Genomic DNA, 18,645 nt, shown 5'->3' on the forward strand with positions numbered 1-18,645 from the left:
GTTTTCAACCTCCCATGTCGCCGCATTCGGCGAGCGCAATCGCGAGCGCCACCGCGCCCGCGGTCTCCGTGCGCAGGATGCGCGGACCGAGCGTGACCGTCTGGCAACGCGCGTCCTGCTTTGCATGCCGCCTTTCGCCGCTGGCAAGCCCGCCCTCCGGCCCAACCACCACGGCCGTTCGATTTCCAGCCCCGTGGGCCCGCATGGCTGAACGAATGCCGCATTCGCGCTCTTCCTCGTCGAGCACGAGGACGTGATCGACCTCGTGCTCCGCGAGCACGGCAAGGGACGCGGGAAAGTTCGGCGCCCAGACCACAAACGGCACCACGTCGCGCTGGGCCTGCATCGCCGCTTCGCGCACGACCTTGCGCCAGCGCGCGAGCTTCTGCTCCACCTTCGCGGCGCCCGAGAGCTTGACCACCGAACGCTCGGCTTCAAACACGACAAAGCCCCAGGCGCCGATTTCCGTGCACTTCTGCAGGATGGTGTCCATCTTCTCGCCTTTGGCCAGTCCTTGGACCAGGACAAAGCGCCGCTTCGGTTCACTCGAAGGCGCGCGCTCGCGCAAGTGCAGGCAGATCTCGCCCGGGCGCACATCCGCGATCTCGGCCCAGAACGGCCCGTTGACTGCGGACGCCACGAGCACCTCGCCGGGTCGGGCGCGCAGCACGCGCGAAAAGTGATGCCCGTCTTCGCCGCGCACCCACACGCGAGAGCCTTCATCCACGTGGACGTCCAAAAACAGGCGCGGCAACATCAGCGCTTCACCGCCAACACGCTGACCCAGTCGTCCTTGTGCGCCCTGCGCACCACTGAAAACCCGTGATCCGCGAGCGCCTGCTCCACCTGCTCGCGCTGGGACTCGATGTAGCCGGATGTCAACAGGAGTCCGCCAGAAACAAGGCGCGGGCGCACCTGCGGCAGGAGCGCAATGACCACGTCGCGCAGAATGTTGGCCACCGCGAGGTCAAACATCTCGTCCGGGCGAAGCGCGGCCAAAAGGTCGCCTTCGCGCACATCAACGCGATCCTCGACCCTGTTCTTGCGCGCGTTGTCTCTTGCGGCCGATACAGCGACGGGATCGAGGTCGATGGCCACCACACGGTCGGCGCCAACGAGCGCCGCGGCGATGGCGAGCACGCCTGTGCCCGTTCCGACGTCCACCACGCGCATCCCAGGGCGGACCACCTCGGCCAGAATCTCGGCACACATCTGCGTCGTCTGGTGATGGCCCGTGCCAAAAGCCATGCCGGGCTCGATGGCGATGACGCGCCGGTCGCGGTACGGTTCGAGATCCGCCGACTCGGCCCAGACAGGGGCAATAACTAGCGAATTCCCGACCGGAATGGGATGATATTCTTCCTTCCAGGCGTCCTTCCAGTCGGATTCATCCACGAGTTCCACGTGAACCTCCGAAGCCCGCGGGCCCGGATCCAGCCCCGCCTCTCGGACCCGACGAACCGCATCGCACACGCGGCGCTCAACCTCGCCTCGGTCATGCGCCTCTGGAACGTACACCGAGACCTCGACGTCCGGCGTAGGCGTCAGCTGCTCGTCAAACCACTCGCCGAACCGCGGCGGCCTCACTTCCGCCGGAGAAATGCCCTCCATTTGTACCCCCTGCACGTCCGGATAACTCTCCAGCACAGCGGACAACGCATCCGCCGCTTCGTGCGCCACGCGCACGCGCACGTGCCACCAACGCAATGCGACGCCTCCTCACGACACCATGTTCATCTCGCCTCACAGCCATCAGCCGAGAAACGCGTCCTTGACGCGCTCCATAAAGGTCCGCTGCTGCTCGTGCGTCTGCTCGCCGAGCTCCTTGGCAAGCTGGCGGAACAATTCCTTTTGCCGCTCCGTCAGGTTCGTCGGCGTGACCACGTGGACGCGAATGTGCTGATCCCCGCGCACGAGGGGCGACCCGAGCTTCGGAATCCCCTTGCCGCGCAGGCGGAACGTCGTGCCCGTCTGGGTGCCTTCCGGAATCCGCAGCTTCACCTTGCCCTCGAGCGTCGGCACCTCAATCTCGTCGCCCAGCGCCGCCTGCACAAACGAGATTGGCACGTCGACGTAAATGTTCGTGCCTTCGCGCTCGAACACCTCGTGCGGTTGGACGCGGATTACCACAAACAGATCGCCCGGCGGCCCTCCGTTCGGGCTCGGCTCGCCGTAGCCCGCCATGCGCAGACGCGTCCCAGTGTCGACACCCGGCGGAACTTTCACGTCCACACTGCGCCGCACCCGCCGCCTGCCCTGACCGCGGCAGTCCGGACACGGCTGATCGATGACCTGACCTCGCCCGTGACACACGGGACACGGGCGCCGGTTGATCATGCGGCCGAACGGCGTGTTCGTGACGGTCTGCTGCTCACCGGTGCCGTTACACGCTTGACAGACGCGCGGCTTCGTTCCCGGCCTTGCGCCGGACCCGCACGTCGAGCAGGTCTCGGTGCGGGGCACCTGGATCTCGCGGTTGGTCCCGAAGGCGGCCTCCTCGAACGAGATCTCCATCTCGTACTCAAGATCGTGCCCGCGCACAGGTCCGCGCCGCGTGCCGCCGCCAAAAAACATATCGAAGATGTCGCCAAAGCCGCCCAGGTCGAAATCCGCAAATCCAGCTCCCGGGCCCCCGGCCTGGCCCTGGAACCCGCCGAAGCCTTGCGCGGGATCTTCGTGGCCAAACTGGTCATAGCGCGCCCGTTTCTCCGGATCCGAGAGGACGGCGTACGCCTCCGCGATCTCGGCGAACTTCTGCTGCGCATTCGGGTCGTTCTTGTTGACATCCGGGTGATACTGGCGCGCGAGCTTCCGATACGCTTTTTTGATTTCTTCCTGCGTGGCGGACCGGCTGACACCGAGAACCTCGTAGTAATCTCGCTTGCTCACCGGTATCCCTCCAAACGACCACCGTCACTCCACACCATCTTACAACGAGGGCAGGGCGACGTCACGCGCATCACCCTGCCTGATTCATCCGCTCTCGCATCCTATGCGCTTGCGTTATTTCTTGTCCGGGTCCACTTCGCGGAAGTCCGCGTCCACCACGGTATCGGAAGCCTGCCCCGTGGTACCCGTGGCACCAGCAGCGCCGGCCTGCTGCCCTGCGCCCGCCGACTGAGCCGCCTGTTCGTAAAGCTTCGTCGACAACTTGTGCAGCGTCTCCTGCAGGGCCTGGGACTTCGACTTGATGGCCTCGATATCCGATCCGGCCATCGCGTCGCGCAGTTCCTTCTGCTTCGATTCCGCCTCGCTCTTGAGGGACGCGTCGACTTTATCGCCGAGATCGCGCAGCAGCTTGTCGGTCTGATACAAGAGTTGGTCTGCCTGGTTGCGCACCTCCGCCTGCTCGCGCCGCTTCTTGTCTTCCTCGGCGTACATCTGCGCTTCCTTCATCATCCGCTCGACCTCTTCCTTGGACAGGCCGCTCGACGCGGTGATGGTAATGCGCTGAGACTTGCCGGTGGCGAGATCCTTCGCCGAGACGTGCACAATGCCGTTCGCGTCGATGTCGAAGGTGACCTCGATCTGCGGGACGCCGCGCGGCGCGGGCGGGATGTCGTTCAGCGTGAAGCGGCCGAGCGTCTTGTTGTCCGCGGCCATCTCGCGCTCGCCCTGCAGCACATGGATTTCGACAGACGTCTGGTTGTCGGCCGCCGTGGTGAAGATCTGGCTCTTCGACGTCGGAATGGTCGTATTGCGCGGGATGATCCTCGTGAACACGCCGCCCATCGTCTCGATGCCAAGCGAAAGCGGCGTGACGTCGAGCAACACGATGTCCTTGACCTCGCCCGTCAAGACACCCGCCTGAATCGCGGCGCCGATGGCGACGACCTCGTCCGGGTTGACGCCCTTCGACGGCTCCTTGCCAATAAGGCGCTTGACCGCCTCCTGAACGGCCGGAATGCGCGTCGAGCCGCCCACCAGAATGACCTTGTCAATGTCAGCCGGCGTGAGTCCCGCGTCCTCCAGCGCCTGGCGGGTCGGCCCCATCGTCGCCTCGACGAGATCCGCCGTCAACTCCTCGAACTTCGCCCGCGTGAGGTTGACCTCGAGGTGCTTCGGTCCCGTCGCGTCCGCCGAGATGAACGGCAGGGAGATGGTGGTCGTCAAGGTGGACGACAACTCCTTCTTCGCCTTTTCCGCCGCGTCCTTCAGGCGCTGCATGGCCATCCGGTCGTTCGACAGATCGATGCCGGTGTCCTTCTTGAAGAGGTCAATCAAGTACTGAATGATGCGGTTATCGAAGTCGTCGCCGCCGAGGTGGTTGTTGCCGCTCGTCGCCTTGACTTCGAACACGCCATCGCCGAGCTCCAGGATGGACACGTCGAACGTGCCACCGCCGAGGTCGAACACCAGGATGGTCTGGTCTTCCTCCTTGTCCAACCCGTACGCGAGCGCGGCCGCCGTCGGCTCGTTGATGATGCGGAGCACCTCAAGGCCTGCAATCCGGCCCGCGTCGCGCGTTGCCTGGCGCTGGCTGTCGCTGAAATACGCAGGGACGGTGATGACCGCCTGTGTGACCGGCTCGCCGAGGAACGCCTCTGCATCTGCCTTCAGTTTCTGCAGAATCATGGCGGAGATCTCCGGCGGCGTGTACGACTTGCCGTCGATGGTCACCTTGTAGTCGGTGCCCATATGGCGCTTGATGGAGATGATGGTTCTGTCCGGGTTCGTGATGGCTTGGCGCTTCGCGACGTCGCCCACGAGGCGCTCTCCGTCTTTCGTGAACGCCACGACCGATGGTGTCGTGCGATTGCCTTCGGCGTTTGGGATGACGACGGGTTCGCCGCCTTCCAACACCGCGACACAAGAGTTGGTGGTACCGAGGTCAATGCCGATGACTTTCCCCACTTCGCGTCCCTCCCCAGATCATAGACGATATTTCGTCTTCCATTGCGGATTCTCGCGGCTCAGACGCTAACCTTCACCATGGCCGGGCGCAGCACCTTTCCGTGCAGCAAATACCCCTTCTGCAGCACCTCGATTACGCGCCCGGGCTCCTGGCCTTCGACCTGCTCCTGCATGACCGCTTCGTGTTGCGACGGATCGAACGGTGCGCCGATGGCGTCCATCTCGGTCACGCCGTATTGATGCATCACTTGAATGAGCTGACGGTGCACCATCTCGATCCCCTGCTTCATCTGAGGCTCATCCACGCCCTCGAGCGCCTGGAGCGCGCGGTCAAAGTTGTCGAGGACGGGCAGCAAGTCGGCGAGCAGCTTCTTGGTCGCAAACTGAACGAGTTCCTCGCGCTCCTGGCGGGTGCGCCGGCGAAAATTGTCGAAATCCGCCCGCGTCCGCAGAAGCTGCTGCGTCAATTCCTCGATCTGCGCATCGCGCGGATCGAGCTCCGGGGCGGACGCGCCCTCCTCCTCGGCTGAATCGCCGGCCTCGTACGAGAGATCTTCCTCCGCCATCTCGGCCGGATCGACGCCCTCCGAAGACCGGACGTCCCCTTCGGCATCCGCCTCCGCCGACTTCGGCTCCGCCTCTTCTTCGTTTGCGTTCGGATCCTTTACGACATCCTCCGCCACGAGCAACATCCTTTCTCCACTCCATCACCCGCTCGACGCAAATCGAGTCAAAAATCCGTAAGCGCCTGCGAGGTGAACGAGAGAATTTGCATGACGCGATTGTAATCCATGCGCGTGGGGCCCAACACTCCAATATGGCCCACCGGCACGCTACCCAAACGGTACGTCGTGGTGATGACCGTGCAGTCCTTGAGCTCCACCACTGCGTTTTCTGCGCCGATGCGCACTTCAATCCCGTCGTCTGCCTTCGGGAACCAGTTGGGGATGGACTCGTTCTGCTCCAGCAGGCTGAGAATGGGCTGCGCCTTGCCGACGTCGTGAAACTCCGGCTGCGCCAGCATGTTCGAGGCGCCGCCGATATAGACGGCCTCTTCACGCTCCGGCACTTGGCACACCTCATTCAGGACGGCGATGGCATCCTCGAACCGCTCGACGGTCCGGCGCAATTCCCCGGCCAACTCCGCGTACAGCGTACGGCGAAGCTCGGAGATGGGCACACCGACCACCTTGTCGTTGAGCACGCGGACGAGCGTTTCGACGTCGTCCGCCTCCATCTCGGACGAAAACCGCACGTGCACGGTCTCCACATGCCCGGAGTTGGTGACCAGGATGGCGATGGCGCGGCCGCCGCCAAGCGGAATGAGCTCAATCTTGCGCAATTTCTCAGTGTCCGTCTTCGGCCCAAGCACGATGACCGTCTGCTTGGTCAGCACCGACAGCACGTTCGCCACCTCGCGGGCGACCTGCTCCACCTCATCGATGCGCTTGGTGAAGACGGACTTCAAAAACTCGCCCGTCTCGCGATCCATCTGTCCCAGGCGCAACAGGTTATCGACATAGAAGCGATAGCCCTTCTGCGATGGAACGCGTCCGGCCGAGGCATGTGGCTGCGTCAAATAGCCCATTTCCTCCAGATCTGCCATCTCATTTCGGATGGTGGCAGGGCTATATTGAATCTCCTCATGTTTGGCGAGTGCCCGCGAACCGATGGGTTCCGCCATCCGGACGTAGTCCTCGATGATCGCGGACAATATCAGTTGCTGTCGGGGCGTCAACATGGTCTCGCCTCCTTGTTAGCACTCCAGGCGCTCGAGTGCTAAACCACTCTCCTTGACAATATCAATCTGGTCGCGCGTTGTCAATGGATGTCGGCCGCCCCAATCCACTGCTCAAAGATGGCGTTCGCGACGGGCCAATAAGCGTCTGGGATGCGGTAGGCCGATCCTCGCTGCTCCAGCAATCCGTCGGCCAACAGTCGCTCGACGACGCCCGGAAACACCTGCTCGATGGTTCGCCCAAATCGCCGCTCAAAGCGCTGCTTGTCCACACCTTCCGCCAGGCGCAGTCCGAGAATTACCTGATCCTCCGCGCGCTCCCGGATGGATACCCACTGCCGCTCGGACACGGGCCGTCGCCGCTCCCGCACGGCCGCCAGATAGGCGGAGAAGCGGCGGTCCATCGCGTACCGCTCGCCGCGGACGTATCCATGCGCCCCAATCCCACTCGCGCTATACGGCTCGTTTCGCCAGTACACCAGGTTGTGCCGGGCCTCTCCGCCGGGCCGAGCGAAGTTCGAAATCTCGTAATGCACAAACCCGGCGTCGCGCAGGACGTCGCGCACGAGCCGGTACATCTCCGCCTCTGCGTCTTCCCCGGGCAGATTGAGCAGGCCCATCTCATGCCACTTGGCAAACGGCGTGCCGGGTTCGATCTTGAGCCAGTAGGCGGAGACGTGATCGACGGGAAGGCGCAGGACCGCTTCGACGCTTTCCGCCACGTCGTGGAGCGTCTGATCCGGCAGCCCAAACATCAGGTCGACATTCACGTGCGGAAAACCAGCGTCGTGCGCGGCCCAGACGGCTTCTTCAATCGCATCGCGCAGATGGGCGCGTCCGATGGCCTGCAGCAGATGGTCCTGGAACGCCTGCGCGCCGAACGAGATGCGGTTGACGCCGTGATGGCGCAGCACGCGGAGCTTTTCCCGGGTGATGGAGTCTGGATTCGATTCGAACGTGATTTCCGCATCGGCGCGGAACTCGAAGCGCCGATGCAGGGCGGTCAACAAACGATCGAGGAGCGAAGCGGAGAGCAGTGTCGGCGTCCCGCCGCCAAAGTACGCTGTGGCGAGCGGAGCCTCCATCGGTTCCATCAGGTCCCACTCTGCCACCAGCGCGTCCACGTACGCCTCCATTGCGGAGGGCGACTTCACAAAGGTGGTGAAGTCGCAGTAGAAACAGCGGCTCTTACAAAAAGGAATGTGCACATACAAGGATTGAGGCGCGCGGTGCTCTTCTCGATCTTCCACAGACATCACTCCATTTTCAGCACGGCCATGAACGCCTCCTGAGGCACCTCGACGCGCCCGACCTGCTTCATCCGCTTCTTGCCTTCCTTCTGTTTCTCGAGGAGCTTCCTCTTGCGGGTGATGTCGCCGCCGTAACACTTCGCGAGCACGTTCTTGCGCATGGCGCGAATGGTCTCGCGCGCGATGACGCGGCTGCCGATGGCCGCTTGAATCGGCACCTCGAACAGCTGGCGCGGAATGATCTCCTTCAATTTTTCGCAGACGATGCGTCCGCGCTCATAGGCCTTGTCCTTGTGGACGATGAAGGACAGCGCGTCGACCACCTCGCCGTTCAGAAGGATGTCGAGCTTGACGAGGTTTGACGGTCGATACCCAATGAACTCGTAGTCGAAGGACGCGTACCCCTTCGTGGACGATTTCAACCGGTCGAAGAAATCGTACACGATCTCGGCCAGCGGCAGATCGTACACGATGGTCGTGCGCGTGTCGTCGAGATACTGCATGTCCTGGAACTGCCCGCGCTTTTCCTGGCACAGTTCCATGATGTTGCCCACGTACTCCTTCGGCGCGAAGATGGTGGCGCGCACGAATGGCTCCTCAATCCGCTCGATTCGATCCGGGCTCGGCATCTTGCTTGGATTGTCGATTTCCTCCATCGTTCCATCCGTCCGATACACGCCATACACCACGCTCGGCGCCGTTGTGATGAGCGCCAGTCCGTACTCGCGCTCCAGCCGTTCTTGCACAATCTCCATGTGCAGCATGCCGAGAAATCCGCAGCGAAAGCCGAATCCGAGTGCACTCGACGTCTCCGGCTCATAGGTCAACGCGGCGTCGTTCAACTCCAGCTTCTCGAGCGCTTCGCGCAGATCCTCATAATCCGCGGAGTCCACAGGATACAAGCCGCAGAACACCATGGGGTTGATCTTGCGGTAACCGGGCAGTGGCTCGGCCGCCGGGCGCAGGGCATCGGTGACCGTGTCGCCGACGCGCGTGTCGCGCACGTTCTTGATGCTCGCCGCAAAGTACCCGACTTCGCCGGCCTCCAGCCGGTCGACCGGCGTCATCTTCGGGCGAAACACGCCCACCTCGTCGACCTCGAACTCCTTGTCCGTCGACATCATCTTGATCCGCATGCCCTTTTGGATGGCGCCATCGAACACGCGGATATACACGATCACGCCGCGATACGAGTCGTAATGGGAGTCGAAGATGAGCGCCTTCAAGGGCGCGTCGGGATCGCCCGACGGAGCCGGGATCCGGGTGACCACCCGCTCCAGCACTTCCTCGATGCCGATGCCCGCCTTCGCCGAAGCCAAGACCGCGTCCGACGCGTCGAGGCCAATGACGTCTTCAATCTGTTGCTTCACCCGCTCCGGGTCGGCGCTCGGCAGATCGATCTTGTTGATGACCGGGATGATTTCCAGGTTGTTGTCGATTGCGAGGTAGACGTTCGCGAGCGTCTGCGCCTCCACACCCTGCGACGCATCGACGACAAGCAACGCCCCCTCGCACGCCGCGAGCGAACGAGAGACCTCATAGGTGAAGTCGACGTGGCCCGGCGTGTCGATCAGGTTCAGGACATACTCCTGCCCGTCCTTTGCGCGGTAGTTCAGCCTCACGGCCTGCAGCTTGATGGTGATCCCCCGCTCCCGCTCGAGATCCAACTGGTCAAGCAGCTGATCCTGCATCTCGCGCGGGCTGACCGCCCCCGTGAACTCCAAAATGCGATCCGCCAGTGTGGACTTGCCGTGATCGATATGCGCGATGATAGAAAAGTTCCGAATATGTTCCTGACGTTCGCCCCTTGCCACGTTCATCCTCCTCGGTGCGCCACGCGCCCGTCCGCACGATGCAGGCCGCCGTGCACAAAAGAAACCGCGCCCGGTGCGCGGCCTGCCGATATCATATAGACGAGTATAGCACGGGCCGCGGCGACTCGCCACGCCCACTCCGCTCAGGGAAGTTCAATGAGAATGAGAGTGTGTGTGTCCGTCCCCGGAGACAAAGACACCGATGGACTCAAAGCCTTCCTTCACCACGAAGTAAAGGATGCCGCAAGCAGCGAGGGGATCGACCCACCACCAGTGAAACAGGTCGTTCAAGGCCAGTCCTGCGAGCAGGGTCCAGGACATGTAACCGCAGGTGAACGAGCACATGGCGTCTCCGCACAGTGCGGGACTGTCGAGGAGTTGACCGTAGCGAAGCTTCTCGACCGCGAGCCAAGGGGTGACCAAGCTCGAAGCGAGGGCCACGGCGAGCCCCAGCCAGGTGGCGGAAGGACCTTGTTGCAGGCGAATGGCCTGGCCGGACTTCACGGCCACATACGCGGCGAGGGCGAATAGACACAGGGCGACAAATCCGCTTGTCCACCGCTCCACAGGGTGCCGGCGATCCACGCTCGCACCCGTGTGGATCTCCACGTACAATCGAACTACGAGGAGCATCGCGCTTACCAGTTCAATCGCGCTGTCGACGCTGAACGCGGACAGCGCCAAGCTGCCGGCGCGATAGGCCGCGATGGCGGAAAACACGGCTTCGCAGGTGATCCAGCCCACCGAGAACAATTCCAGTTCCAACGCGCCGCGCAGGCGCTTTTCGCGCAGAGATTGCATCGCGACCTCCGGTCAATTCGTATTGAGAAAGAGCGCGTTGAGCACACTCTTGAGCACGGAGCCAAACACATGGCTGACCTTTTCCCCGACGTACACACCCCCGGTGTCCATCGCGGCTGCGAGCGCGCTGTTCGCGGCGTCCTCGGGATCGGGTGACGGCCCATTGCCCGACGCCCCCCCGGCAGGCGCGGGATTCGAGTACTCGAGCACGGGCGCCTGGGGCGAATCCACATTGGGCGATGTGAATGCGCCCGAGTCGACCCCAGTGCCCACCCCGACCGTCGCGGGGGATGTCGAGCCACCCGTCACTTCCACCGAGGGGACCCCTGTGCCGAGATGGCTCATGAACGAAGACACGACGCTGAATACGGTGCCACTCGCGCCGAGAAGTAGAGTCAGGAAGATGGCGACGGCTAATCCCTGCTTCAGCCGCCGACGCGCGTGCTGCCATGTCGTCTTCATCTGCGCTTCCTTCCTTCGAGTAGAGTTTCTTTCCTCTACAGCCTACGCTCATTTGTCCAAACTTATGACTCGGATAGAAACTTGAGAGCGGCAGGAACCGGAGGCCGGAGTCGCGAATCGTAGGGGTGTGACACGCAACCCGCGCTTGCGCCGAAGCACATCGGCGCCGAAAACAAATTCATGAGGGAAAGGGGGCATCTCTCGTGAGCGGAGACCTGGTCATGTGGCCGATGTCCGCAAGCGGCGTTGCCTATGCGGCCACACCAAACCCAGGATCAGGTGGCCCGCCAGACGCGGAAGAGTCGTTCGCCAGTGCCCTCGCGCTGTACACCTACGCGCTGAGCGCCGAATGGCCAAATGCGACCACCACCCAGGCACAGCCGCTGGAGGCAGCAACCCCGCCGGCCGAAGCGCTCGACGGCACATCGTGGCGTAACTGGGTGACGCCGCTTTCTCCCGCGCCCACGGAGACCGAGCAGGACGGCTCGCTCGAGGCGCTCATTCGCCAGGCAGCAGACAAATACGGCCTGCCGGCGGCGTTGCTCCAAGCCGTGATCGAGCAGGAGTCAGGGGGTAACCCGAACGCCACGTCGGAGGCTGGCGCGATGGGCCTGATGCAGCTCATGCCCGCTACGGCGGCGGCGTATGGCGCCACGCAGCCCTACAATCCGGCTGAGAACATCGACGCGGGCGCCCACTACCTCGCGGACCTTTTGGCGCGGTACCAGGGCAATGTCGAGCTGGCGCTTGCCGCGTACAACGCGGGCCCGGGCGCGGTGGACGCGTATGGCGGCGTGCCTCCGTATCCCGAGACCCAGGCCTACGTGCGCGACGTCCTCGCGAAGGCCGGCCTGTGACGTCAGTGCGTCACCAGGTCGGCGTCTTCGAATGTCATCGCCGGATGAAGCGCCACGTTCATGCTCTTGGCGATGAGGTAGGCGACGTTCTCCATGAACTCGTCGACTTCCTTCGGCGCGACGACGAGGTTTTGCTCGACGGGCTCCAGCACTTCTCGCACCAACTGCCACTTCTCCTGGCCTGTCAGCTGATCCAGCAACCGATTGGCGGCGTTGCCCGGTACCTGCCGACCCAGCTCACGAAACACCAGCTCGATCGCGTCACTCGCGATGGTGGCCGCGTCCACGACGGTCGGAACGCCGATGGCAATCACGGGCACGCCCAGCGTCTCCTTGTCGATGGCTTTCCGGTGATTGCCCACGCCGGCCCCAGGCTGAATCCCCACGTCGGAAAGCTGGATGGTGCGGTGCAGACGGTCGAGGGATCGCGCGGCGAGGGCGTCCACAGCCAGCACCACGTCGGGCTTGATGCGTTCCACCACGCCGAGAACGACCTCACTCGTCTCAATGCCCGTCAGCCCAAGCACCCCGGGGGCGAGCGCTGCGATGGATCGGTAGCCCTCACCGTCGCCGAGCACCTCAGGCATGTAATGGAACAGGTGACGCGTGACAAACAGCCGGTTCACGACCATCGGCCCCAGTGCGTCGGCCGTGACATGCTCGTTCCCGAGGCCAATGACGAGCGCCGTCTTCGCCCGCTCGGGCAAAAAGCGCTTCAATTCGTCTGCCAGAATACGGGTGAGCCTGTCCTCCAGGTCAAAGTCCCGTCGGCGCATGCCGGGCGCCTCGATGGTGACATAAGTGCCCTTCCGCTTCCCGAGGCGCCTCGCGGCGACCTGCGTGGAGACGCGAACTCGCGTGATGACCACGCCTTCATGCTCTTCCCGCTCCTCTTCCACCCCTCGAATGTGACCTTCCCGAAGCGCCAGTTCTCGCGCCTCTACAGCGAGATCCGTGCGAGGAGAGGATCTCGAAATCGGCAAGTGGCACGGCTTCAGGCGCACCTTCCGCGCCGCGTTCCATGAAATGACCATTGGTCGCCCTCCCCGTGTATTGCGGTCGTCCCCCAGGATGTGTTACACTCTCTGTCGTCTGTAGATTGCCGCCCGGCCCGGTTCCCATGCCGACGCGTCGGCGAGTTGTGAGAAGTGAGGTGACATCATGGCCAATATCAAATCCGCGAAGAAGCGGGTGTTGATCACGAAGCGCAACACGTTGCGCAACCGCTCCATCAAGTCGGCGCTGCGCACGCATATCCGCAAGTTCGAAGCAGCGTTCGCGGCGCAGGACGTGGAAGAGGCGCAGGCTCGACTCCGCACGGCGCTCCGCGCTTTGGACAAAGCGGTGACCAAGGGCGTGATCCACCGCAACACCGCCGCGCGCAAGAAGTCACGCCTCGCGAAACGCTTCAACACGTTGCTGAAGGAAAAGCAGGCGCAGCAGGCGTAATGATGCGCCTACCTCAAAGGCGACTCTCGGGAGTCGCTTTTTGTTTTTGCATCAGCCGTTCCACATGGCCGTGGGCGAGATCGCGCTTCGCCAGCGCCACCAGCTTGGCGACCATGGGACCGCCGAGATGTCCCCCAATCTCCCCGGCCTCCTTGGCCGTGAGGGCGCCATTCTCCCCCTCGTCCGTATAGGACACCCCGAGCCGATCCGCCACGAGCTTGGCGGCGGATGGCTTTTCGGGCACCGTCCACGGCACCTGACGGAGCTTCCCATCTGGGCCAATCACGTTCACGGTGGGCGCATCCCTGTCGTTCAACCGAATCGCCTCCCTGACTTGTATGCAGGTCTTTTCCGCTACTGTGCCCGGATTCGCGCTGCCGTACTCGCCGCACGCGCGAGTTCCATGAGCACCAGATTCAACGCCACCTCGGGCGCCAGACGCCCGCGTTTCACGTCCCACTCCGCATCCGCAAGCACGCGCACAAGTCTCGCAAGCTTCTGCTCCGGAAACCGCGCGGACTGGCGAGCGGCCATGCGCAGGGCGTACGGATGGACACCAAGCTCCTTCGCTCGCCGTTCCAGGTTGGCAACTCCTTTCGCGAAGGCCATGAGCCGCACCTGACGGGCCAAGAGGGCGATGAGCGAGAACGCGTCGTATCCTTGGCGCGCAAGCCCATCCAATGCTTCGAAGACGGCGGCGACCTGGCCTTGAACCGCCCAATCGCCCCAGGTGAACACGCTGTCTTCGGCTTGCATTGGCACGAGTTCCAAGACGTGATCGCGCGTAATCGCGTCTCCGCCGGCATATGCCCGGAGTTTGTCGAACTCGTTCATGGCGAGTGTCAGCGACCGCGTGCGGCGCCACAGTTCCGCCAGCGCGTCCTTTTCGATGGCAACCGCCTTCGATCGCGCCAAGCGCTCGAGCATGACCACCGCATCGCGATCTCGACTCGGCACAGGACACGCGATCACGGCGTGGCGCTTTGCCAGCTTTGTCACACGGCGCCGCTCGTCCAATTTGTCAGAGGCAACCGAAAGCACAAGCGTCCGACCCGGAACTGGCTGTTCGAGGTAGGTGGCCAACCGATCCGCGTCCGGGCCGGATCGGCCGTCGGGCGTAAACGCGATCGCGTTGCGAACGTAGACGAGGGGCGTGTCTCCGAGAAGAGAGAAGGAACACAACTCCATTTCGGCCGGCTCAAAGCCGTCCTCCTGGTAGTCGAACCGGATAATGGATGGGAAATGCTGATTTCGAATCAATTCGTCGCAAAACCAGTCAAATAGCCCAATTTCGCTCCCGTACAGGAGGTAGACCGAGGCTGGACCTGCCTGTGTGACGTGATCGATGGCGTCAAAGATCTCCAAACGACATGCGCCTCCCGGATCGAGTATACCCGATCCGAGAGGCGCGACAGCGCGCGGTGATTTCAGATGCGCACGACTTCCTTCGCGTGATTGCCGGCAAGGCGCAAGCCACCCAGTTCCCAAAGGTACTTGGCCTTGCTCCCTTCCTTCGCCAACGCGCCCATGACGCCCTTGATGGGCACGCCGAGGAAGCTGCCGACGCCCACCTCCGACCCGAGCGAGCAGAGGGTGCCCCAATCCCGTGGCTTGAACGGCTGCATCTCGCGGCGACGCTCCCGCAACAAGATGTTCTTCGCCGCAAGCGGCCCCATCTGCTCCGCGTTTTGCGCGGTCGGCGCATAGGGTCTGCCGTTTTCGTCCTCCGCCCACGCGCTGTCCCCTGCCACGAAGATCTGTTCGTCGTCGACCGATTGCAGGTACGCGTTCACCTTGGCGCGGCCGCGGCGATCCACCGTGAACCCGGCCTCGCTCAGGATGGGGTTGGCGCGCACGCCGCCGGTCCACACAATGGTGCCGGCCTCGACCTTTTCCCCTCCGTCCAAGTGAATGACGCCTTCCGTGACCTCGTTGATCTTGGCATTCGTGCGGAGTTTGCCGCCGCGCTTTGTGATGGTCTCGACGACATACGGCCGCAGGTGCTCCGCGACCATGGGAAGAATGGTCGGCATCGCCTCAATGCACTGAACGTCGACTTTCTCCCACGGAATGTCCAATTCCCTACATAGTTTAGGAAGATATTCCAACAGCTCTCCCATCAGCTCGATGCCCGTAAGCCCCGCGCCGCCGAGCGCAATCCGCAAGTGGCGCTCGTCGCCATCCTGTTTATACAGCCTGAACTGCTCATCGATGTGGCGGCGAATCTCCACCGCGGAATCGAGATTCGTGATGCTTAGGCTATACTCTTTCAGCCCCTTGATCCCGAAGTACTCCGACACCCAACCCAGCGCGTAGATCAGGTAATCGTACCCAATTTCCCCCTCGGTCGTCTTCAGGACGCGCCGCTCCCGATCAATCCCGGTGACGGTCGTCACGACGAGCTCAGACGAGTCATTCCTCAGGACTTCCTTGATGGGGATCTTGTACTTGTCGCCGACGTCCCGCCCGCCAGCTACCTCGTGCAGCAGAATGGTAAGATAATGGTAATCATGGTTGTTCACGAGGGTAAACGGGATCCCCTGCCTGTCCAGATAGGCCGCCGCCATCATGCCTGCGTAACCCGCGCCAGCAATCACAATTTTGCTCATGTGCGTCCTCTCCAGTTCCCAGTTTGCTTCGTCTTTCTTTTCATGTCCGATCGCGCCATGCCGGACCGAACACTTCCATCGCACAATCATAGCACAATGGTGGTCGAAGTCCACTCATCCGCGCCTCTGCGGCAGCCGGACGTGTGCAACAGCGACCAAAGCCAGCACGAGCGCACACGCACCCGCGAACGATACGGGCTCAAGCGAACGCAGACTTCCGTGCCACGAGGCGACAAAGTGCACAAACCACATGACGGCGGACATCGCGACACAACCCAGGCGGCTCAGCCCTTCGGCACACCACAGCATGGGGGGCCACGGCCAAGCGTGCGCGACGCCCGCCATGACACCCCATAGGACGATGACGGGCATGAGCACCTCCACGGTCGGCTCGAGGATGGCGGTGGAAAGCGCCCCGTATGGGGTCCACTGCCGAAACATCCACCACAGGACGGGCACCATGTAGGCGTCGACGACCGCCGTGACGAGGAACGCGCGGGCGAGCGAAGCACCTCTTCGCCTCACCCGGTGGGCCAGAGACGCGCGCGCTTCGTCCGCGAATGTCCTCCGCCGCGAGCAGAGTTGATGCCACAGTGTGCCCGCCTCACAGACCGCGAAGGCGGCGTAGAACGACAGCAACATGCTCGGTGCCAAAAGGTCTCCCGGGTCCAACAGGCCCGCCATCCACGCAGAAGACCATAACACCGTGTAGCCGTGCACCCGGCGCCCGCACACCCCTGCCGCGATGGAATACGAGGCCCCGCACGCGGCGCGAAGGACCGCCAGTTGGAAGCCGCAGACGAGCGCGAATCCCCAGACCACCGAAAGGGCATACACACCGTACACGAGGCGCCTTTGACGCGAACAAGCGCGTCCAAACCATCGTTGCCATGGAATGGCGGCCATGTCGAGCGCGAAACCGACGTTGGATCCGCTGGCAACGAGCAGGTGCGTCACCCCGGCGGCCAGGAAGTCCGAAGAGACGCCCTGCGGCAGACTGCCCTGCGCGTCTCCAAAGATCATGGACAACGCAACATGGATGGGCCCGCGTTCGTCGCAAGAGGCCACATCTTGCATACCCGTAGCCATCCAGGAGATTACACGTTCACCGAGGCTTGGCCCGCGATGGAGCACCCGCACTCGCCCGTCGAAGAGCTCCAACGGCGAGAGACAGTCCATCGCTGTTGGCGTCCGATCCGACGCGATGAACACGCCCTGCGCTTCCACCCATTGCCCCGCGTCGACATGCGGCCCGCGTTCGACGAACACGAGCGCCTGATAGTGACACGGGTGCGCGCCCACGCCCTCGCGGCGCACTGCCAGCATGATGGCTGTCCGGTGGTGCGTCACCTTGACGCTTTGCACTTCCCCTGCGATCACGTCTCTCGCGCCCGGCGGCGCGGACGGGTGTGCGGGCCGCCACGCGGCCCAGAGGGAGCCCACGACGAGACCCAACGCGAGACTTGCGGCGGGGACCGCGAGCAGACGCCGATCCCGCTGCCAAGCCAAGCAGAATAGCGCCAAGGCCATCGCAACCCCGGCGGCGGTACCCGCGGCGCGCCACCCCCATACGTATCGCGACCACTCGCTGGTGAGAAACGCGATGATGGCGCACGCGTGGAGGCGAGTGCGGGTCACGGCGCCTGGCGGCTGACGCTCGAAGCGCTGTCAGGTGTCCCAAAGGTAATGAGGTCTTTCCACTTGGCCAACGTTTTTTCGCCGATCCCCCTCACGTGGCGAAGACTCGCGAGATCAGGAAAGGGACCATGCGCCTCGCGATAGGCGAGGATAGCAGCCGCGCGCTTGGGTCCGACACCGGGCAATGTCTCAAGCGTCTCCAGATCTGCGGTGTTGATATTGATCTTCTGCCCTGCCGTGAGCGCGTGCTTGCGAGCGCGCTCCCCTGCACCATCTCGGGACACCGGGCTCGCGTCGCGCCCCGAGGAGCTCGCAGCGGCAAGCGCCAGGCCCACGTCCTGCACGCCTGACTGACCGGATTGCGGCTGAGAGGCCGCGTCCCCCGCTGTCGCTGCGGGAATGTCGATTTCTTCGCCGTCCCAGACCAGCGCGGCCTGATTCACGTCCTCGGCATCCACAGCGTGCAGAAATCCACCCGCCGCGCGTATGGCATCGCGGACTCGGGCGCCCTCTTGGAGCGTCACGAGGCCCGGGTGCCGCACGTCCCCATGGACATCCACCTGCAACGCCGTCGCGTTTGCGCCGTCGGCGTCCATCGGTTGCACTACCGCGCTCTGCGTTTCACCAGGCGTGGAGACCGAATGCGGCGCGGAGCTCGCCGCGGTCACATGCCGAGATGCAAACCACGCCGAGCCTGCGGCCAGGCCAACGAGCAGCACGACTCGCAGATACCCCGCCCAAGCACGCAGCCGAACGAACCACGACTCGCCCACCTCGTGACGCCCGATAGCCTCCGCGTCCATCCCTTCGTCTGTCCAGACGGGCAGAGCGCCGCCACGTTCCGCCATGTACCATCTCGCGCCGTCCTCGAACCCAGGGACTTCCTGAACCGGTCTTGCGCCATCTTGTGCGCGTTCCACGCCTATCCTCTCACCCATGCAACTCGCCACAGTGCATCCCTCCCACCGGACCTTCATGCCCCAGAGATTCGATGCACGGGCGGCGAACACCTGTTTGCCCAAGGATCAGTTTCTTTCGACTTCGGAGAGCCCGGTGGAATTTGGGGCGAACGGTGAATATGTTGCCTGAGAAGAGGCGTTGCCGAGCCTTTTCGGGGTCGTGTACAATCGAGGCAACGGTATGGGGAGGTTGAACGCGTTGCTCACACCCAGC

Annotated in this window: 18 protein-coding genes; 2 read left to right on the top strand and 16 right to left on the bottom strand. The window is 63.3% G+C overall.

The features are described 5' to 3' along the window. Nucleotides 1-4 precede the first annotated feature (4 nt). The 10 genes from TC41_RS09690 to TC41_RS09735 all read right to left on the bottom strand — a co-directional run bounded on the left by TC41_RS09690 (nucleotide 5) and on the right by TC41_RS09735 (nucleotide 10,919). Nucleotides 5-757, bottom strand: a complete 753-nt coding sequence (locus tag TC41_RS09690; RefSeq protein ID WP_014464860.1) for an RsmE family RNA methyltransferase — start codon at nucleotides 755-757, stop codon at nucleotides 5-7. After that, nucleotides 757-1,707: a 50S ribosomal protein L11 methyltransferase gene (prmA, locus tag TC41_RS09695; protein ID WP_041695296.1), complete on the bottom strand. Its 951-nt coding sequence runs from the start codon at nucleotides 1,705-1,707 to the stop codon at nucleotides 757-759. Before prmA ends, TC41_RS09690 begins: the two co-directional genes overlap by 1 nt. A 45-nt stretch (nucleotides 1,708-1,752) precedes the next feature. Further along, a complete protein-coding gene (dnaJ, locus tag TC41_RS09700) occupies nucleotides 1,753-2,889 on the bottom strand; it encodes a molecular chaperone DnaJ (protein WP_014464862.1) in 1,137 nt (378 codons plus the stop codon). 114 nt (nucleotides 2,890-3,003) lie between these two features. Further along, the gene (gene dnaK, locus TC41_RS09705; RefSeq protein ID WP_014464863.1) at nucleotides 3,004-4,854 is read right to left on the bottom strand and encodes a molecular chaperone DnaK; all 1,851 of its coding nucleotides are present in this window, start codon (nucleotides 4,852-4,854) and stop codon (nucleotides 3,004-3,006) included. Nucleotides 4,855-4,913: 59 nt separating this feature from the next. Further along, nucleotides 4,914-5,546, bottom strand: coding sequence for a nucleotide exchange factor GrpE (gene grpE, locus TC41_RS09710; RefSeq protein WP_014464864.1), 633 nt, complete (start codon nucleotides 5,544-5,546; stop codon nucleotides 4,914-4,916). Between the two features lie 38 nt (nucleotides 5,547-5,584). After that, on the bottom strand, nucleotides 5,585-6,595 hold the full coding sequence (gene hrcA / locus TC41_RS09715) for a heat-inducible transcriptional repressor HrcA (protein WP_041695297.1): 1,011 nt from the start codon (nucleotides 6,593-6,595) through the stop codon (nucleotides 5,585-5,587). A gap of 80 nt (nucleotides 6,596-6,675) precedes the next feature. Further along, nucleotides 6,676-7,848: a radical SAM family heme chaperone HemW gene (gene hemW / locus TC41_RS09720; protein WP_014464866.1), complete on the bottom strand. Its 1,173-nt coding sequence runs from the start codon at nucleotides 7,846-7,848 to the stop codon at nucleotides 6,676-6,678. Further along, nucleotides 7,848-9,662 carry a translation elongation factor 4 gene (gene lepA, locus TC41_RS09725; protein ID WP_014464867.1) on the bottom strand — a complete coding sequence of 605 codons (1,815 nt, stop codon included), beginning with the start codon at nucleotides 9,660-9,662 and terminating at the stop codon, nucleotides 7,848-7,850. Before lepA ends, hemW begins: the two co-directional genes overlap by 1 nt. Before the next feature lie 147 nt (nucleotides 9,663-9,809). Next, on the bottom strand, nucleotides 9,810-10,457 hold the full coding sequence (locus TC41_RS09730) for a cation transporter (protein WP_014464869.1): 648 nt from the start codon (nucleotides 10,455-10,457) through the stop codon (nucleotides 9,810-9,812). Between the two features lie 12 nt (nucleotides 10,458-10,469). Beyond that, nucleotides 10,470-10,919, bottom strand: a complete 450-nt coding sequence (locus TC41_RS09735; RefSeq protein WP_014464870.1) for a hypothetical protein — start codon at nucleotides 10,917-10,919, stop codon at nucleotides 10,470-10,472. 203 nt (nucleotides 10,920-11,122) lie between these two features. Between TC41_RS09735 and TC41_RS09740 the strand changes: the two genes are divergently transcribed. Then, the gene (locus TC41_RS09740; RefSeq protein WP_014464871.1) at nucleotides 11,123-11,776 is read left to right on the top strand and encodes a lytic transglycosylase domain-containing protein; all 654 of its coding nucleotides are present in this window, start codon (nucleotides 11,123-11,125) and stop codon (nucleotides 11,774-11,776) included. Between the two features lie 2 nt (nucleotides 11,777-11,778). Here TC41_RS09740 and gpr read toward each other — a convergent pair whose 3' ends face one another. Continuing rightward, on the bottom strand, nucleotides 11,779-12,810 hold the full coding sequence (gene gpr, locus TC41_RS09745; protein ID WP_014464872.1) for a GPR endopeptidase: 1,032 nt from the start codon (nucleotides 12,808-12,810) through the stop codon (nucleotides 11,779-11,781). A gap of 127 nt (nucleotides 12,811-12,937) precedes the next feature. Here gpr and rpsT point away from each other — a divergent pair, with 127 nt between their 5' ends. Then, nucleotides 12,938-13,225 carry a 30S ribosomal protein S20 gene (gene rpsT, locus TC41_RS09750; protein WP_014464873.1) on the top strand — a complete coding sequence of 96 codons (288 nt, stop codon included), beginning with the start codon at nucleotides 12,938-12,940 and terminating at the stop codon, nucleotides 13,223-13,225. A gap of 13 nt (nucleotides 13,226-13,238) precedes the next feature. Here the strand turns inward: rpsT and TC41_RS09755 are convergent, their stop codons facing one another. The 5 genes from TC41_RS09755 to TC41_RS09775 all read right to left on the bottom strand — a co-directional run bounded on the left by TC41_RS09755 (nucleotide 13,239) and on the right by TC41_RS09775 (nucleotide 18,422). After that, nucleotides 13,239-13,541 carry a small, acid-soluble spore protein, alpha/beta type gene (locus TC41_RS09755; RefSeq protein ID WP_041695298.1) on the bottom strand — a complete coding sequence of 101 codons (303 nt, stop codon included), beginning with the start codon at nucleotides 13,539-13,541 and terminating at the stop codon, nucleotides 13,239-13,241. A gap of 38 nt (nucleotides 13,542-13,579) precedes the next feature. Then, on the bottom strand, nucleotides 13,580-14,590 hold the full coding sequence (gene holA / locus TC41_RS09760; protein WP_014464875.1) for a DNA polymerase III subunit delta: 1,011 nt from the start codon (nucleotides 14,588-14,590) through the stop codon (nucleotides 13,580-13,582). A gap of 62 nt (nucleotides 14,591-14,652) precedes the next feature. Further along, nucleotides 14,653-15,834 (bottom strand): NAD(P)/FAD-dependent oxidoreductase, encoded by a 1,182-nt coding sequence (locus tag TC41_RS09765; RefSeq protein ID WP_237699895.1) that lies wholly within the window; start codon nucleotides 15,832-15,834, stop codon nucleotides 14,653-14,655. Between the two features lie 114 nt (nucleotides 15,835-15,948). Next, nucleotides 15,949-17,472: a ComEC/Rec2 family competence protein gene (locus tag TC41_RS09770; protein WP_014464877.1), complete on the bottom strand. Its 1,524-nt coding sequence runs from the start codon at nucleotides 17,470-17,472 to the stop codon at nucleotides 15,949-15,951. Further along, nucleotides 17,469-18,422 (bottom strand): ComEA family DNA-binding protein, encoded by a 954-nt coding sequence (locus TC41_RS09775; RefSeq protein ID WP_237699896.1) that lies wholly within the window; start codon nucleotides 18,420-18,422, stop codon nucleotides 17,469-17,471. Before TC41_RS09775 ends, TC41_RS09770 begins: the two co-directional genes overlap by 4 nt. Nucleotides 18,423-18,645 lie beyond the last annotated feature (223 nt).

Origin of the sequence: Alicyclobacillus acidocaldarius subsp. acidocaldarius Tc-4-1 (genome assembly GCF_000219875.1) — a bacterium.
Classification (GTDB): domain Bacteria; phylum Bacillota; class Bacilli; order Alicyclobacillales; family Alicyclobacillaceae; genus Alicyclobacillus; species Alicyclobacillus acidocaldarius_A.

What these genes read in the sequence shown, in the direction of transcription:
- TC41_RS09735 (WP_014464870.1), bottom strand. Translation starts at nt 10,919, where the DNA reads ATGAAGACGACATGGCAGCACGCGCGTCGGCGGCTGAAGCAGGGATTA.
- TC41_RS09730 (WP_014464869.1), bottom strand. Translation starts at nt 10,457, where the DNA reads ATGCAATCTCTGCGCGAAAAGCGCCTGCGCGGCGCGTTGGAACTGGAA.
- lepA (WP_014464867.1), bottom strand. Translation starts at nt 9,662, where the DNA reads ATGAACGTGGCAAGGGGCGAACGTCAGGAACATATTCGGAACTTTTCT.
- TC41_RS09690 (WP_014464860.1), bottom strand. Translation starts at nt 757, where the DNA reads ATGTTGCCGCGCCTGTTTTTGGACGTCCACGTGGATGAAGGCTCTCGC.
- TC41_RS09765 (WP_237699895.1), bottom strand. Translation starts at nt 15,834, where the DNA reads ATGAGCAAAATTGTGATTGCTGGCGCGGGTTACGCAGGCATGATGGCG.
- rpsT (WP_014464873.1), top strand. Translation starts at nt 12,938, where the DNA reads ATGGCCAATATCAAATCCGCGAAGAAGCGGGTGTTGATCACGAAGCGC.
- grpE (WP_014464864.1), bottom strand. Translation starts at nt 5,546, where the DNA reads ATGTTGCTCGTGGCGGAGGATGTCGTAAAGGATCCGAACGCAAACGAA.
- gpr (WP_014464872.1), bottom strand. Translation starts at nt 12,810, where the DNA reads ATGGTCATTTCATGGAACGCGGCGCGGAAGGTGCGCCTGAAGCCGTGC.
- hrcA (WP_041695297.1), bottom strand. Translation starts at nt 6,595, where the DNA reads ATGTTGACGCCCCGACAGCAACTGATATTGTCCGCGATCATCGAGGAC.
- hemW (WP_014464866.1), bottom strand. Translation starts at nt 7,848, where the DNA reads ATGTCTGTGGAAGATCGAGAAGAGCACCGCGCGCCTCAATCCTTGTAT.